This window comes from Novosphingobium rosa NBRC 15208 (genome assembly GCF_001598555.1).
Classification (GTDB): Bacteria; Pseudomonadota; Alphaproteobacteria; order Sphingomonadales; family Sphingomonadaceae; genus Novosphingobium; species Novosphingobium rosa.
Map to the genome: position 1 here is coordinate 1 of NZ_BCZE01000066.1, position 15615 is coordinate 15615.

The window sequence follows — 15615 nt, forward strand, 5'->3', positions numbered from 1 at the left end:
CGGCGGGCAAGCCGGTGTCGGTCAATCTGGGGCGGGCGGGCGCCCCGCTGGTGACCTTGCAAGGCGAGCGGCTTGGCTCGGCCGCCATGCATGCGGCCTACTCCGCGCGAGGTGTAGCGGGTAGCGGCCTTCGGGTCGATTCCGGGCAAGTCTCGCTTCAGACACAGGAACGCCCCCACCAACTCACCCAGATCAGGCCGACGCGCAGCTATCACTACACCATCAACGGCAAGGCCGATGCGCCCTATACGATCCTAACGCTGGGCAATGTGGCCATCGTGGGCGTGCAGGTGGAGCTGAACGCGGCCACCGGGGCCTGGATCAGGGCGCATTCACCGTTCGCTCACACGATTGTCGCCACCATGGTCAATGGCGCGGCGAAATATCTGCCCGATGCGCAGGGCTACAAGGATATCACCTATCAGGCGATGAACTCCTCCTACGCCCCGGGATCGGGCGAGATCTTCGCCAGGGCCATCGTCGCGCATCTGGCCTCGCTTGCCCCGCGCAGGCATCGCTGATGAACCACCAACCTTTCAAACAGATCCCGCCTGAGCTGGAGACCTGACGCATGAGCGATGTATCGAGACGAAATTTTGTGGCGGCAGGCGCAGCCCTTTCGGCCCTGGGCCTGGGCACGGCACCGGCGCGCGCGCAGCCCGGCGGTTTCAACGTCGCCTCGGGCGCTCCCGGCGGTCCGGGCGCCGATGGCAATGGGCCGGGCGCGCAGGCCCCGAAGATCCCCGGCCTTCAGGGCATCTCCGCGCTCTGCGATGTGACCGGCGGCGGTGAGAAGGTCTATGGCATCGCGGTCGCCTATGATGTTCCCATCGATCCGGCCAGCCTGACGCTGGAGAGCTTCGCCGCCGGCGTAGTGCCGGCCGCCAAGGGCTATTTCCCCGGCATGCCTCAGGCGCCCGACAAGAACGCCACCAGCGAAGGCCCCCGCCCACGCGCCATCGCGGCGATCTACACCAGCGACCAGCCTGCCCTGCGCCCCGACCGCAAGAGCGTGACCGGGCGTTATGTCATCCTCGACTTCGCGCATGAGGCCGATCTCAGCCTGCTGACCACCGACAGCGACAAGGTCGCCCTCTCGCAGAACAAGGCGGTAAAGACCACCGGCGGCGCCACCTATGCCGCCAGCGACAAGGTGTGGAGCAATGCCGGGCGGCGCGGCAACAGCGTGGTCATTCGCGGTGTCGATGCCTGGGAGCAGAACCACTGGTGGTGGGATGACACGCGCTCGGCCTGGCTGGAATACAGCATCTATCTGCCCAAGAGCTTCCTGAAGCCCGGCGGTGAAAACAAGGCCTATCCGCTGGTGCTGGCCGTCACCCATTCGGGCACCAGCTATGACGGCACCTGCGCCCAGACGCTGACCGAACAGTGCATCGCCAGCATCTGGAGCCTGCCCGAGGAGCAGGAGCGCCACGAATGCGTCGTCATCACCCCGCGCTACGAACGCACCACGATGAACGACTATTGGGAGCATACCGCCGATGTCGAGAACACATATCGGCTGGTGCAATCGCTGCTGGCGGGCACATGGAACTATGGCAACCCCAACCTGCCCGACCGCGCGGGCAAGGTGCTGAAGATCGATCCCCGCCGCGTCTATTGCACCGGCTGGTCGATGGGGGCGATGACCTCGCTGTGGCTGATGGCCAAACATGCCGATACTTTCGCTGCAGGCCTCATCATCGCCGGACAGCAGCGGCCCGAGGATGTCGCCACGCTGGCCGATCAGAAGCTGCTGATCATCACCGGCACCGAGGATGGCAAGGCCACCCCCTGGAACGAGAGATGCGTGCCCGTCTGGCAGCAGCATGGCGCAAAGGTGACCCGCCCGGCCGAAAGGCTTGATCCCGCGCTGATCTTCCCGGTGACTGATCAGCGCAAGTTGACCGCGCAGGTCGATGGCTATCTGGGCCAGGGCGGCAACATCACCTTCCTGACCTTTCAGGGGGTCGACCACATGGGATCGGCGCGCAAGTTCTTCTACATCAAATCCGCGCGTGACTGGCTGTTCAGGCAGGTGAAGGCGTAAGGCGGTCGACGGGGCTGGCAAGCCGCTGCGGCCCCGTCACCATGCCATCATCGCCGTCAGCCCGAGGTTGCGCGGCTCGCCGATGGTGACGGCGGGCAGCGTGGACATCTTCACCGCATAATTGGTGAGGTTTCGCAGCCATACCGTTAGCGTCAGGCCATCTTGGGGCAGTTTCAGCTGCGCCGAAAGGCCTTCCTGCCAATAGGCCGGCTGAAACCCCAGCAGTCCGGCATCCTGCACCGGCCCCACCCAATAGCTGGAACTGTGATAGGCCTGCCCCCTGAGCATCAGTTGCAGCCCGGCCCGGTCGATCAGGCGATGCTCCAGCGCGATGGTGGTGGTGAAGCTGGGTGAATGCGGCTGGGTGGTGCCATCAAGCCGGAAGAAACGCAGCGCGCCGGTCAGTTGATCGTTATAGCCGATCCAGCAGCCCGGCGTGGTGGGCGCGGCAACCGTGGCGCAGCTCCCCAGATGGGAACCGAAGCGCGCCCGGGTGAAAGCGCCGCTGATGCTCAGCGTATCGGCGCGCGTCATGTGCAGCTGGGTCTGCCATTCCAGACCGATGTTATAGGCACTGGCGATGTTGAAGCTGGGCAGCGCGCAGGCCGCCGGCTGCCCCGAGGAACCGGTGCAGAGATAGGCCGTGCCGCCCGGCAAGGTGACGGTAAAGCCGTTGTAATTCTGAATGTCCTGATACTGGCTCTGCCGGTAGTAAAAGGCGGCCAGATCGAAGGTCAGCTGATGGTCGAGCAACTGCCCCTTGATGCCGGTCTCATAGGCAGTGGTGGTCTCGCTGGCGAAGGCGCGCGCGGTGGCGGTGTTGCCATCATAGGCCAGACCGCCAGGGCGATAACCGCTGGCCACCGTGATATAGTGCAGCATGTTCCGCCCCAGATCGACCTCCTCGCCAAAGCGGAAATCGGTATGAGTGAAATCGCGCGTATAGGTGGTGGCAATGGCCGAGGGGCGCAGCACGCGGTGGTCCCAGCTCTGCCGCCCACCCACGATCAGCCGCAGGCGGGGCAACACAGGCACGGTCGCCTCGGTAAAAAGCGCCTGCGTGCGTGTGCCGACATGCGCCCCGCCCCCCGGGCCCACCACCGCCTGCCCCGCTTCAGACCAGCTGGTTTTGCTAAATTGCCAGAAATAATGGCCGATGGTCCATTGCAAAGCCGCCCCTTCAGCGCTGTGCAGGCGCAGTTCGGTTGAGGTCTGGCGAAAGGGGGCATATTCATGCACGCCGTAGCAACTGCCCTCGCCGCTCACCGCCCATGGTGTCTGGCTGTGTACACAGCTGGTCTGCGCGCCAGAGATCGCCAGATGCGCCGCCGTCAGATCCAGCCGCGCCCTGCTCCCCAGCCCCAGCGAGGCATTGCCCATCATCGTCTGCTGATAGAGATCGGCGTGGTTCCTCGCGGGATCATAGCTGCCCGTAGCCCGGTCGCCCTGCGCCCAGGGATCCCGGCCGCGGTTGATGCTGTCTCCGGCATAGGGCGCCACCTTGTCGATCATCACCGGATAGCCGCCTTCCGAGCCGGTGCCCGTGCCACCGATATGATCGATCTGATAGGTCAGCCTGACCGTCAGCCGATCCTGGGGCTGGACCAGCAGCCGCGCGCGCAGCGACTGGTTCCTCAGATTGGCAAGCGCCGGATGGAACCAGGAATCGCGCCGCTCCGCGCTGGCCGCCAGACGCAGGGCGGCATGGTCGCCCAGCGGCAGGGTCTGCGCCACCTCGATCCGGGCCATGGCGGCGCGGCCGACAGACAGGCTGGCACTGCCCGAGCGATCCCCCAATTGCGGATCATGCGCGATCACATTGACCACTCCGCCCTCGGCATTGGGGCCATAACGGGTGCTTTGCGGCCCCTTGATCACCTCGACCCGGTCGATATCGAAGAAGCCGGTGGTGGTGCCCAGCGCGATGATCGAATAGACCCCGTCAAACTCCAGCGCGACCGATCCCTGCGTGGTGCCGCTGGGCATATCAGCGCCCAGACCGCGAATGTTGATCGAATAGCCCCCGGGCTGGCCGCTGGTGCTGACACCGGGCATGGCATCAAGGATCTGGCTCACCGAGCTCATGGCCTGGGCCGCAATCAGCCCGCCCGGCACCACCCGCACCGTGGCGGAGACTTTCTGAAGCTGCTGGCGATAGCGGGCGGCCGTGACGATGATGTCCCCGGGCGGCGGATCGATGGCGGGCACCGGCGCAGGCTGGGGGTTCATCGGTGATGACCGGCGTGCCACCGGTGGAGGAGCAGGCCTGCGGCGTATCAGGATCGTGTCGTTCCTGATACGCAACCATTCCAGATCCGTGCCCGCCAGCATCCGGCCCAGCGCTGCTTCAACCGGATAGCCCCCTTTCAACGGGATGCTGCGCTGCCCCTGGGTGAGCGATGGGTCGAACAATATCTGCACCCGCTCCAGATCGGCCAGGCGTGACAGCGCCTGCCCCAGCGGCTGGGCGGGCAAATCGAGCGGAACTGGCGTTTGCGCCAGCGCGCCGACAGCGCCAGCCAGGCAACCGCTCGCCGTCACCATGCTGCACGCCAGCACAGGCCACACACCGGATCGGCGCGTGTTCATCGTCCTTCGCTCTCCCTGACCGGAGTCTAGACCGCTCCTGGCGGGAGGATGGACATGGTCTGGCGCAAACCGCAAGAGGGGCGAGCCGGGATGTACCCGATCCGCTCAGCCCTGACGCATAAATGATCACAGCGCCGCGCGGATCAGCGCGCTTCCCGCACAGTGAGGCCATTGCCTTGCCCCCATGCTCTCCCCTGATCACAGGCGGCCGCCCTGGTGCCAAGACGGTCGCCGCATCCGCCGTCAGTATTTGGCGGCGAAGGTGATGCCATAGGTGCGCGGATCGCCAATCTGGGTGATCGGCAACACCGAGGTCTTCACCGCGTAATTCGCCAGATTGCGGACATAGACAGAGACCGAGAGATGCTCATTCGCGGGCTGGAAGCGGGCGTTGAGTTCACCGTTCCAATAGCCGGGCTGGAAGCCGTAGAGATCGGCATCCTGCACCGGGTTCACCCAATAGCTGGACGTATGGAAGGCCTGACCGCCCAGCTTCAGGCTGGCGCCGTCCTTGAAATGGAAGGTGTGATCATAGCCGAAGGTGAAGGAGATGGTCGGCGAATGCGGCTGCACGGCGCCGGCCAGATCGAAGAATTGCAGCGCGCCGGTCTGCATGTTGTTGTAGCCATCCGGGCAGGTCATCGCCGCCGCGGCAGCGGTGAGGCCGACTGTGGCGCAGATGCCCTGCTTTTTGTTGAAGCGCGCATGCAGCCAGGTGCCATTGAAGCTCACCTTGTCATCAGCGGAAAGGCTGGCGGCCAGCGACAGCTCGGCGCCCAGCGTATGCGCGCCCATGCCAAAGGTTGGCGTGGTGCAGCCCGCGCGCGTATCCTGCGATGTGCAGATCACACCCTGATAATAAAAGCCATTGTATTTATCGAGGTTCTGATAGTTGCTGATATGGTAGTAGAACATATCGGCATTGACTTGCAGCCGGTTATCCAGAAAACGGTTCTTAGACCCTACTTCGAAAGCGGTGTTGACCTCGCTCTGATAGCGGTTGAGCACGTCAGTCGTGGGATTGTACGAGCTTTGCCCACCGGGGCGATAGCCGGTCGACACCGTGCCATAGAGCATCGAGCGCGGCGCCACATCATACTCCACCCCGGCGCGATAGTCGGCATGGGTCAGACTGGTGGTGAAGCGCTGGGTGGCCACGCCATTGTTGTTGAAGGAATTGGTGCGCGTGTCCCAGCTGTTGCGCAACCCGGCGATGATACGCAGGCTGTCCGTCAGCGGATAGGTCACTTCGCCATAAAGCGCATTGGTGGCCGTAGCGGAATAGACATTGTTGGCCAATGCGGGGCCGAAATTGGCGGTGGGATCATTGTTGTGCGCGGCATAGGTCCACTGATAGTTCCAGTGATAGAAGCCAAGGTTCCACAACACCTTGCTGCCCGCGCCATTGTGCAGGCGAAGCTCACCTGTATACTGGTTGAACTTGTTGAATTCATCGAGCGTCACGCTGGAAAAGGGCGTGGTCGCCCCGGTCCCCCATGGCCCCGGATCTGTGTTCAACCCCGCCACTTCACCACCATGGATCGTGGTGTAGGATCCCTGCACGTCCAGCGCCACGGTGCGCGAAACATCATAGCTCGCCGTGCCGCCGAAGGTGTGCTGATAGATGTTGGCCGTGGTGGTGTTGACCGGGTTGGAGGGCGACTGGGCCCATGGATCGCCCGTCTTGTTGATCGAATCCCCGGAGTAGATCGGCACCTTGCTGGTGCCCACCGGAAAGACGTTCGAACCATTGCCCGCGCCGCCGATATGATCGAGCTGGTAGCTCAGCTTGACGGTCAGCGCATCGACCGGGCGGTACAGCAGCTTCACGCGCAAGGATTGGGCGCGCTGCTCACCTTCGGCTGGATGGAAATAGCTGTCACGCGAGACCACGGCGCCCGCCACACGCAGCGCCAGCGTCTCGCTGATGGGGATGTTGAGCATCGCCTCGCCGCGTAGAGTATTGTAATTGCCATAGGTGAAGGCGCCCGAGGCCTCCAGCGTCCCCAGCCTGGGATCGTTGGTGTAGACGTTCACCAAGCCGCCATCGGCATTGGGGCCATAGCGGGTGCTCTGCGGCCCGGCGAGCACCTCCACGCGGTTGACGTCGAAGAAGCCGACCGTCGTGCCCTGCGAGTTGATGTTGTAGACGCCATCAAAGACCACCGCCGCCGAACCCTGCGCCGTGCCAGCGGGCAAATCGCCGCCCATGCCGCGCACATCCACGCTAAAGCCGCCGGGCTGGCCGGTGGTCTGCACGCTGGGGGTGGAGGCCAGCACCTGCGCGATATCGGACTGCGCCTTTTCCTTCAGCGCACTGCCATCGATCACCGAGACCGCTGCGGACACCTTCTGCAAATTCTGCTCATGGCGGGCGGCGGTGACGATGATGTCGCGGATGCCCTCGCTGGCGGGCACCGCAGCCGAAGCCGGCGCGGCGTCTTGAGCCGCATGCGCCATGGGAACCCCCAGCGCCGTGCTTGCCATTAAAGCGGTGAACAGGCTGAGCCGGTGCCTCATAAATCCTCCTCTGGAATCCAGCCGCCCTGACTGGCGGTCTTTCCGGAGGGGGAGACGCGGGGACTGGTGGATTCCGCAGGTGGCAAGCGGAAAAATTATGGCCTGTGCGCCAAGCCTATCAGCGGGGTGCCTGTATCAGCAGGATCTCATCATCCTTTTCCCGCACACGCACCGGATAGAGAAGGCTGAGCGCGGCCAGAAATCCCCTGGCATCCTGCGCCCTGAACACACCGCTGACGGGCAGGCCGGCCAGAGAGGGATCGGCCAGCCGCAAGGGCTTGTCCGCATAGCGGTTGAAATCCTCGACCGCACTGGCCAGCGTTGCATGGTCGAAATGCAGGCGCCCCTGCCGCCAACCCTGCACGGCGGCCAGATCGATGGCGGTGATCAGCGTCCGCCGGCTGGCCCGGTCAAAGGTCAGCGCCTGCCCGACCATGAGTTCAGTCCCGCCTTCGACCATCGGCTGGCTGGGGCTGAAGGTGCCGATGGGCTCCACGCGAACCCGCCCCTGGGTGAGGGCCACGGTGACCTGCCTGGCGCCCCGCCGGACATCGAATTCGGTGCCCACCGCCACCACCTCACGCGCGCCAGCTGCCACCACAAAAGGCCGAAAACGGTCATGGGCAACGCGGAAATAGGCCTGCCCCCGCACCAGATCGAGCGCGCGGCGATGGGCAGACAAAGCCACCTCCACGCGCGAGGCCGCATCCAGCGTCACCACCGATCCATCAGCCAGCACAAAGTCCTGCCGCTGGGCCTTGCCGGTTTCGAGCACCTCACGCGTGACTGTGTCCGCGCTGCGCTGCAACGCCCACCATGCCCCGCCGCCAGCCGCCAGCAGTGCCAGACCGGCTGCCATGGCGCGCCGCCAGAGCCATGCGCGGCGCCGGGGTGCCTCTGCCACCTCGGGCGGCAAGGCCAGCGCATCCTCACGCAGGGCATCGATCTGCGGATCCTGCGCCAGCCCATCCAGCGCCTGCCACGGCCCGGCAAGACTTTCAAAAGCGGCGCGATGAGCCGGATCCTGTGCCAGCCAGCGCGCCAGATCCCGCTCCCCGGCAGCGTCGAACCCGGTATGGCGGCGCAGCAGCCAGTCGGCCGCGTCCTCCATGATCTGCTCGGACCTCTGCATGGGGTGCCCCTCTGGTGGCTGCATGGCCTTAGTCCGCCCCGGCGAAGGCTGAGGCGAGGCGGATCATACCCAGTTTGATATGCTTTTCCACGGCACTGACGGAAATCCCCATGCGCTCGGCAATCTCGGCCTGTTTCATGCCCTCGAAGCGGAACAGCACGAAAGCCTGACGCGCCCGTTCGGGCAGGCCGGCGATTTCCTGGCGCAGGCGGCTGAGCCGTTCATCGCCCAGCATCGCCTGCTCTGGCGAGCTTTCGATCGCGGGGAAATCCTCATCCTCGTAGGAATCGGTCAGATCGGCGCCATGGCGGTTGCGGCGACGGAAGTGATCGACCAGCACGCTGGCCGCAATCTGGAACACATAGGGCTGGACGTTCTGGATGCTGGCATCGCAACCGCGCCGGGCCAGACGCAGCAGCACCTCTTGCGTGAGATCCTCGCATTCATGGGCCAAGGGCACGCGGCGGCGGAAATAGGCGTTGAGCGGCGCACGGTAACGCAGAGCCACCTGTTCCAGCAGGCCGCCCTGTTCGGGCATGCGCCGTGCCGCTCCTGCATCCTCGAACATCGGCCCGTATCCTTTAGCCGCCTTTTTCCGCGTCGCCCGCTCACCCCGGGACGCGCATGCGCTTCGCGGCATGGAGCCTTATCGCCTTTGCCCACGCGGGCAATGCGGAGCGCGGTCCAGGAACGCCCAATCAATCGCCGGCACGCAATTCCTATCGCCAGAGCGATGATGAAGTCAGGGCGCCCTGCCTCCATCATGTCCGGCCGGTGGCAGAGCATAAGAGACCCAGTCGAGCAACTGCCAGCGCCCTGCGCGGCGCACATAGACCGCCAGATAAGCATCATCCAGCACGCGGTCGGGCAGATGGCGTGTCACCTCGCCGCGCACCACGCCGGTTTCGCCCAGCACGCGGGCCCGGCGGCCTGTCGGCTCGATGGCGGTGAAGGGGATATGGGTGAAGCTTTTCATCAGTCCCGCCTTGTCTTCCAGCGCGCCGTTGAAATGGGCATAGGTGACCTCGGGCGCGGTCATCGCGTCGAGTGTGGCGGCGTCATGCGTCAGCTCGGCATGGAAGCGGGCATCCTCGGCCTTGAGCAGAATTTGCTCGGCAGGCGAGGTTTGGGCCATGACGGGGGCGGCCAGCAAGGCCAGCGGCAGAAACAGACAACGCATCGGAAAACTCCTGATATTTATTTCCAGAACAAGGCCTTGCGCCCGCCTTCTGCCCGCTTGCGCCACATGGTGGCATACATCACGATCCCGGAGAGCGAGAGATAGGCCATGGCCAGCCCCGCCAACAGATCCGCCCAACGGCCCGTCATGCCGAACCAGTCGCCGCGATGGATGCTCTTGGCGGTCTGATGGGCCTGCCAGCCGAAGGGAAAGGGTACAGAGGGATAGCCCGGCTCGCTCTCGCTCATGCCTTCGCCATTGGCCGTGTTGTAGACCAGCTGGCGCGAATTTTCCTCGCCCGCCGTCACCACCACGCCTTGAGCATAGGGGCCGTAATGGCGCAGGCGCAGCACCTTCACTGCCTCGCCGCGGGCATCACGGTTGGCCGCTGCCAGAGTGGCTTTAAGCATAGCGGGCAATTCTGCATCGGTCAGCGGCGCGGGCGGAGGAGGCGATCGGTACGCGCTCGACGCATGCAGCCGCATGGTGATAGCCAGACCAAGGCTCTCCACCGCCAGCCATGCGCCGCTCAACGTCACCACCACCAGCCATGCCGCCGCGAAAAGCGAGACGGTGCGATGCAGCGCGCGCCAGGTGCCGCCAGCGCTCCAGTAGAGGATCGGTTTCTTGATCTTCCGGCGCTGCTTCGCCAGCTTCACATAGATCCAGAGGCCGGTAACGATCAGCGTCAGCAACCCCGCCGAGACCAGCACATTGATGACCAACGCTCCGTCGCCAAAACTCGTCATGCGATGGAGGTGTTTCCAGGTGTTGCGTTCGGAATCAGGCGATTGCGATTCCACCTCATCCTTGCTGCTCCGCGCCATCACCGCCGCACTAGCGGCATCCACGGCGATATGACCCTGCTCCACACCGGCGACGACGACAGGGCGGCCAGCGCTCATACGGAAATCGAGATAGGTTAAAGGCCCGCCCGCCGCCGCCTTGCGCAGCACCGGCAGTACACGCCGCAGCACGGCGCCATAATCGAAGCCACCTGGCAACGCAGGCGCCAGATAGTCCTGCGTATGGCGCACCTGATAGGCCCCCGGCCCGTCAAAGGCCTCGCGCATCGAACGCACGTTGACATTATCCGCCGGGGCATGGGTCAGGAGCACGTCCAGATCGATCACCTGAATAGCGATCCCCGTCACCGCCAGAAACAGGGTGAAAAGCACGATCGGCACGGTCACCATGCGGTGGATCCAGCGCAATTGCTGCATGATGTTGAGACTTTCACCCTGGTAAAGGGCGGCGCGACACCATCAGGCGCCAGACCACCCCATGGTTTTTCAGAACTTCACATTCAAACGCACGCCGTAAAAGCGCGGGGTCGTGGTGTAGAAGGCCAGATTGTTGGCCGGCATGTTGGCCGGGATCATCGTGTTCGTGCCACCATAGGCTGCGCCACTGTTGGCATAGCCCAGCATGCTGGTGCGCTGGACCTTGTTTTCCAGATTCTCGACAAAGCCCTGCACCGACCATGCCGCGCCGCGCGGCTCGTAGGTCAGGCTCATATCGCTGCGGGTGTAGCCGCTCTGGCGATAGCGCACGCCATCGGCATAGTCGGACAGGTAATAGGCACCTGAATATTTGCTGGCGAGGCGCAGGCGCAGCTTCGCCTCATTCGGCAGATCGAAGGCATGGGCCAGGGCAGCGGTGATCACCACGCCCGGCGCCAGATCCAGCGGCTTGCCGGAAAAGTCGATGGGCTGGCCGGTGAAGGCATACATGCCCGCCTGATAGTTTTTGAACTTCGACCCCATCAGCGAGAAGGAGCCCGACAGGGTGGTTTCCCGCGCCAGCCTATACGCGAACTCATTCTCCCAACCGTAGATCTCGGTGGGGGTCACAGAGGTGTAGAGCGCATAGGTGCCATTGGGGAAATCGGCCCCGCTGTTCACCTGCATCTTCGAGAAATCATAGAAGAACAAGGAACTGGACAGGGTCAACCCCGCCAGCGGGCGGCCCTTGTAGCCCAGCTCATAGGCGGTCAACTGCTCGGGCTGATAGCCCGCCACGCCGCCGGTGGAAGGATCGTAATCGTTGAAACCGCCCGCCTTGAAGCCGGTCGCAACAGAGCCATAGAACAGATGCGCCGGGCTGGCCTGCCAGTTGACGCCCAAGCGCCAGGTGACCTTGTTGTCGCGCGCGCTGCCATTGGCGGCGGGGCCTTTGCACACGTCAGGATAATGGCAGACCGGATTGCCATTGGTGTCGGCGATGGTGCCGGGCGGCGTGGTGCTGAAATCGAACGGCAGGGTGAAGGTGCCGATGCGGTCGATCTCGTCATGGGTGTAGCGCAGGCCGCCCACGACGCTGAGACTGTCGGTGGCATGGAACGTCACTTGGCCGAAGATGCCATAGGCCTTATGCGTGGTGACATTGACCGGGCCGGATTGAAACACATAGCTGCCGGTGTTGAGCGGCTGATCGATCAGCGCATTCCAGCTCTGGCCGTTCTCGCCCGCGATCTCCTTGTAGTAGTTGACGCCCGTGACATAATCCACGCGCCCCGCCTCGGCATTGGAAAGGCGCACTTCGCCCTGCGCGGTCTTGACCTTGTCCTGCTGGTAATAGAATTGAAAGGCAGGCCCAAAGGAATTGGCGCCAAAGACGGGGTTGATCGTCATCGCCCCATTGGCGCCCACATCCTGCACGCTGGGCGCCTGCTGGCGGAAGTTCATATGCTGATAGGAGCCCAGCACATCGAGCTGCACCGCGCCGAACGTCCAGTTCAGGGCCGCATCATAAAGCTGGAAATTGTTGTCGAGGGAGGCCGGCACCGGATTGGTCAGGATTCCCAGCCCCGCCGATCCGCTGCTGTGATTGGCGGCAAGCTGCGTCTGCAAGGCCGGAGCGCTACCCGCCCCGCCCTGATGGCCAATGGTGGCGGTGACCCGCAGGCTGCCATTCTCGCTGGGCTGATAGAGGAGGGAGAAGCGGCCTGTCGCATCCTTCTGATCGTTGCGGGCGCGCGCCTGACCGGGATAAAAGCTGTAGCTTTTGCCATTGTAGGCGGTGGTGTAAGGGATCGGTTTGGAATAGCCGTCGCGATCATTGGCCGCGCCCGAGACACGCACCGCCAGCGTGTCTGACAGCGGCACATTGAGCGCCGCCTCGATCCGCTTGGCATCATAATTGCCATATTCCACTTTGGCATAGCCGCCGATCTTGTCAAAGGTCGGCTTATTGGTGATAACGTTCACTGCGCCCCCGGTCGAGCTGCGGCCATAAAGCGTGCCCTGCGGTCCGCGCAGCACCTCCACGCGGTCGATGTCGAAGAAGGCGCCCGCACGGGCTTTGCCGCGCCCGATGTTCATCCCGTCGACCGAGAAAGCAATGTCCTGCTCGCCCTTGGAGGAGGTGTCGGTGGTGGTCACGCCGCGAATGGCGATCTGCAACCCGTCGCGTCCGCCCGCCACGGCCAGGCCCGGCGCCACATTCTGCACATCGGCCAGATTGTTGACACCCTGCGTCTTGAGATCGTCGCCCTTCAGCGCAGTGATCGCCGCCGGCGTCTTGAGCAGCGAGTCCGAACGGCGCAGCGCCGTCACCACAATATCGCCGCCGCTGGCTGCGGCAGCATCGCCCGGCGCGGCCTGCTGGGCCATCGCCAGCGCCGGCACCATGGCCGCCGCGATCACCGGGCCGAGCCCAAGCGTAAGACAAGAGATGCGTTTCACGGTCTTCCCCTCCATGTTCTGTTTTCGCCGGGCGGTCGCGCATCCCGCGCCCCATTCCGATGAGCCGCATGACGCCTCTCGCGGACCGCCGGTGGAGGCCGACTAGCAAGGGCAATCGAAATGCAGCCTAAACGAAGGTGCTCAGTTTCGTGGCGGGTGCGATAAGTCCGGCGTGTGAAGGGGGCGGAGGGCCGTGTTCAGCGAGGCAGTGTCAAACTGGCCTTCAGCCCACCCCGCGCCGAGGCCGGGCCGAGGGCGAGCGTGCCCTCATACATCTCCGCCAGTTCGCGGGTGATAGCCAGGCCTAGGCCATAGCCCTCGCTCACCTCATCCAGCCGCACGCCGGGTTGCAGCACGGTTTCCAGCCCGGCGGGGGGAATGCCCGGCCCATCATCGCTCACACCAAGCACCAGCCAGCGACCATCCTCGCTGGCCTCTACGCTGATATGGGACCGGGCATAACGGCAGGCATTCTCCAGCAGATTGCCGAGCATCTCGCTCAGATCCTCGGCATCCACCGCAACCGGGCATGGAGGCATCACCCGGTTCTCGATATGCAGCAGGCGATCTGGCCCGGCCAGCGAGGCCAGCACGGGCCGCAGCGCCTCCACGGCCTGATGCACATCGGCGCGAGGCCGCCCGCCCAGCCCCACCGCGGCGCTGCGCGCACGCCGCAAATGATGGGCCACGCGCTCCGAAACATGAGCCACCAGCGCGCGGGCCTCAGCGCTGGCATCCTCCTGTTCAAGCTGTAGCATCAGCGTGGAGAGCGGGGTCTTGACCGCATGGGCCAGATTGGCGGCATTGCGTCGCGCGGTTTCCAACCCCCGCTCATTACGAGCGATCAGCGCGTTGATCTCCTGAGCCAGTGGCGCCAGCTCGGCAGGCTGGCGCACGGGCAGCGACTGGGCCTCGCCGCTGCGGATGCGGGCGATGGCCGTCCCCAACTGCCGCAAGGGCCGCAGCCCCACACCGATCTGCGCCCAGCAGGCCAGCAGCAACACCGCCAGCCCCAGCCCGGCAAAGCTGCGCGTCTGCTGCGCCACGCGATCCAGCGGCTGCTGGATCAGCTGCTCGGGCGAGACCACCAGCACATGCGCCCCCGCCATGCCGCCGGGCCGGTCCATCCGCCGCGCATGCAGCACCAGACCATGCGTCGCCGCATCGCGCCCGCTGTAGATGCCGTCAACCGGATGGATCAGCGGCACGGGATACTCCAGCGCCTGAAGCGGCATGCTGCGTGCCCAACGCCCGCGCGACGTCACCACCTCCCAGCCCCAGCCGCGCGCGGGATGCAGCAGATCCCACGACAGGCGCCCCGTTTCGAGACGGCCACCCGGCCCGATAGCATGCTGTAGGGTGCGGATCTGCGCATCCAGCGGGATGTCCATATTGTCACTCAGCACCGTGGTGACTAGATTGATCAGCAACCAGGTGGCGATCCCCAGCGTGGTACAGACCATCAGCAACGACATCAGCCCGAGCCGCCAATGCAGGGAAAGCAGACGTGTCACGAAGGGCCCGTCGCGGTGATGCGATAGCCGTGACCGCGCAGAGTCTCGATCCGCTCCGCGCCGATCTTGCGCCGGAGCCGCCCGATCAGCACCTCCAGCGAATTGACCGGCACTTCGGCGTTGAATTCGTAGACGCTTTCAAACAATGCCTCACGTCCCACGATGCTTTCGGGATGCTGCATCAGCCGCGACAGAATGCGGCTTTCATAGGCTGTCAGCCGCAGGGGTTCCCCGGCCAGACGGAAATCGCCGGTGGTAGGGCTGTAGGTCAGATCTCCACAGCATACCGCTGTCGAGCGCTGGCCATGGGCACGGCGCACCAGAGCCCGCAGCCGCGCGACCAGTTCCTGAGGCAGGAAGGGCTTGGTGAGATAATCGTCCGCCCCGGCCCGATAAGCCGCCGCCTTGTCCAGCCAGGCATCGCGCACCGTCAGCATCAGCACCGGCATCTCGCGCCCCGCCCCGCGCCATGCGGCCAGCACCTCCAACCCGTCCATCTGTGGCAGGCCGATGTCCAGCACGCAGCAATCATAAGCGGCGGTTGCCCCCAGATGATGCGCGTCAGGGCCGGTGACGGCCACATCAACGGCGAAATTCTCACCATGCAGCACGCGCACCAGCCGTGTGGCGAGCGGACCATCATCCTCGGCCAGGAGAATTTTCATGGCAGCATCCTCGCTATTTTCTCTCGGCCTCATAGGCCCCCTGCCCGGTACGGATGCCGTTGTTGGCTTAAGGGTCCCCTCGATGTTTGGTTCTGACTCTTCCATCAGAAGCGCGCGTTGGTCTGATTGAAATTTATCGCGATGCGATCAGAACGACGCCTGTCTGATGGGCCAGAACCTGTTCAACATGGGCATGCCTCAATCCTCCAGAATAAAATCCAGACCGAGTGGAGGTCCATCCTCTTCCAAGCGTCGAGAGGCATGACAGCGCCCAAAAGC

General features: G+C 64.4%; 11 protein-coding genes. 2 read left to right on the forward strand and 9 right to left on the reverse strand.

Going from position 1 to position 15615, the window contains the following annotated elements:
* Positions 1 to 521 (forward strand): hypothetical protein (locus tag SR3_RS31930; protein ID WP_218018869.1); only part of this gene is annotated, 521 nt, incomplete at its 5' end.
* 50 nt (positions 522 to 571) lie between these two features.
* Positions 572 to 2050 (forward strand): prolyl oligopeptidase family serine peptidase, encoded by a 1479-nt coding sequence (locus SR3_RS22180; protein WP_068090806.1) that lies wholly within the window; start codon positions 572 to 574, stop codon positions 2048 to 2050.
* 36 nt (positions 2051 to 2086) lie between these two features.
* Here SR3_RS22180 and SR3_RS22185 read toward each other — a convergent pair whose 3' ends face one another.
* From SR3_RS22185 to SR3_RS22225, 9 genes are all read right to left on the reverse strand, one after another.
* The gene (locus SR3_RS22185) at positions 2087 to 4639 is read right to left on the reverse strand and encodes a TonB-dependent receptor domain-containing protein (RefSeq protein WP_068090808.1); all 2553 of its coding nucleotides are present in this window, start codon (positions 4637 to 4639) and stop codon (positions 2087 to 2089) included.
* A gap of 243 nt (positions 4640 to 4882) precedes the next feature.
* Positions 4883 to 7159, reverse strand: coding sequence for a TonB-dependent receptor (locus SR3_RS22190; RefSeq protein ID WP_084455827.1), 2277 nt, complete (start codon positions 7157 to 7159; stop codon positions 4883 to 4885).
* A gap of 118 nt (positions 7160 to 7277) precedes the next feature.
* Positions 7278 to 8291 carry a FecR family protein gene (locus SR3_RS22195; RefSeq protein WP_068090813.1) on the reverse strand — a complete coding sequence of 338 codons (1014 nt, stop codon included), beginning with the start codon at positions 8289 to 8291 and terminating at the stop codon, positions 7278 to 7280.
* Between the two features lie 28 nt (positions 8292 to 8319).
* Positions 8320 to 8859 carry an RNA polymerase sigma factor gene (locus SR3_RS22200; RefSeq protein WP_068090816.1) on the reverse strand — a complete coding sequence of 180 codons (540 nt, stop codon included), beginning with the start codon at positions 8857 to 8859 and terminating at the stop codon, positions 8320 to 8322.
* Between the two features lie 174 nt (positions 8860 to 9033).
* Positions 9034 to 9471 (reverse strand): nuclear transport factor 2 family protein, encoded by a 438-nt coding sequence (locus SR3_RS22205; protein ID WP_068090819.1) that lies wholly within the window; start codon positions 9469 to 9471, stop codon positions 9034 to 9036.
* A gap of 17 nt (positions 9472 to 9488) precedes the next feature.
* Positions 9489 to 10694 carry a PepSY-associated TM helix domain-containing protein gene (locus SR3_RS22210; RefSeq protein ID WP_068090821.1) on the reverse strand — a complete coding sequence of 402 codons (1206 nt, stop codon included), beginning with the start codon at positions 10692 to 10694 and terminating at the stop codon, positions 9489 to 9491.
* Positions 10695 to 10763: 69 nt separating this feature from the next.
* Positions 10764 to 13157 (reverse strand): TonB-dependent receptor, encoded by a 2394-nt coding sequence (locus tag SR3_RS22215; protein ID WP_169805689.1) that lies wholly within the window; start codon positions 13155 to 13157, stop codon positions 10764 to 10766.
* Between the two features lie 197 nt (positions 13158 to 13354).
* Entirely contained in the window at positions 13355 to 14671 is a 1317-nt protein-coding gene (locus SR3_RS22220) for a sensor histidine kinase (protein WP_068090825.1), read from the reverse strand.
* On the reverse strand, positions 14668 to 15336 hold the full coding sequence (locus tag SR3_RS22225; RefSeq protein WP_068090827.1) for a response regulator: 669 nt from the start codon (positions 15334 to 15336) through the stop codon (positions 14668 to 14670). The genes SR3_RS22220 and SR3_RS22225 overlap by 4 nt, the downstream gene beginning before the upstream one ends.
* Between the last annotated feature and the right edge of the window lie 279 nt (positions 15337 to 15615).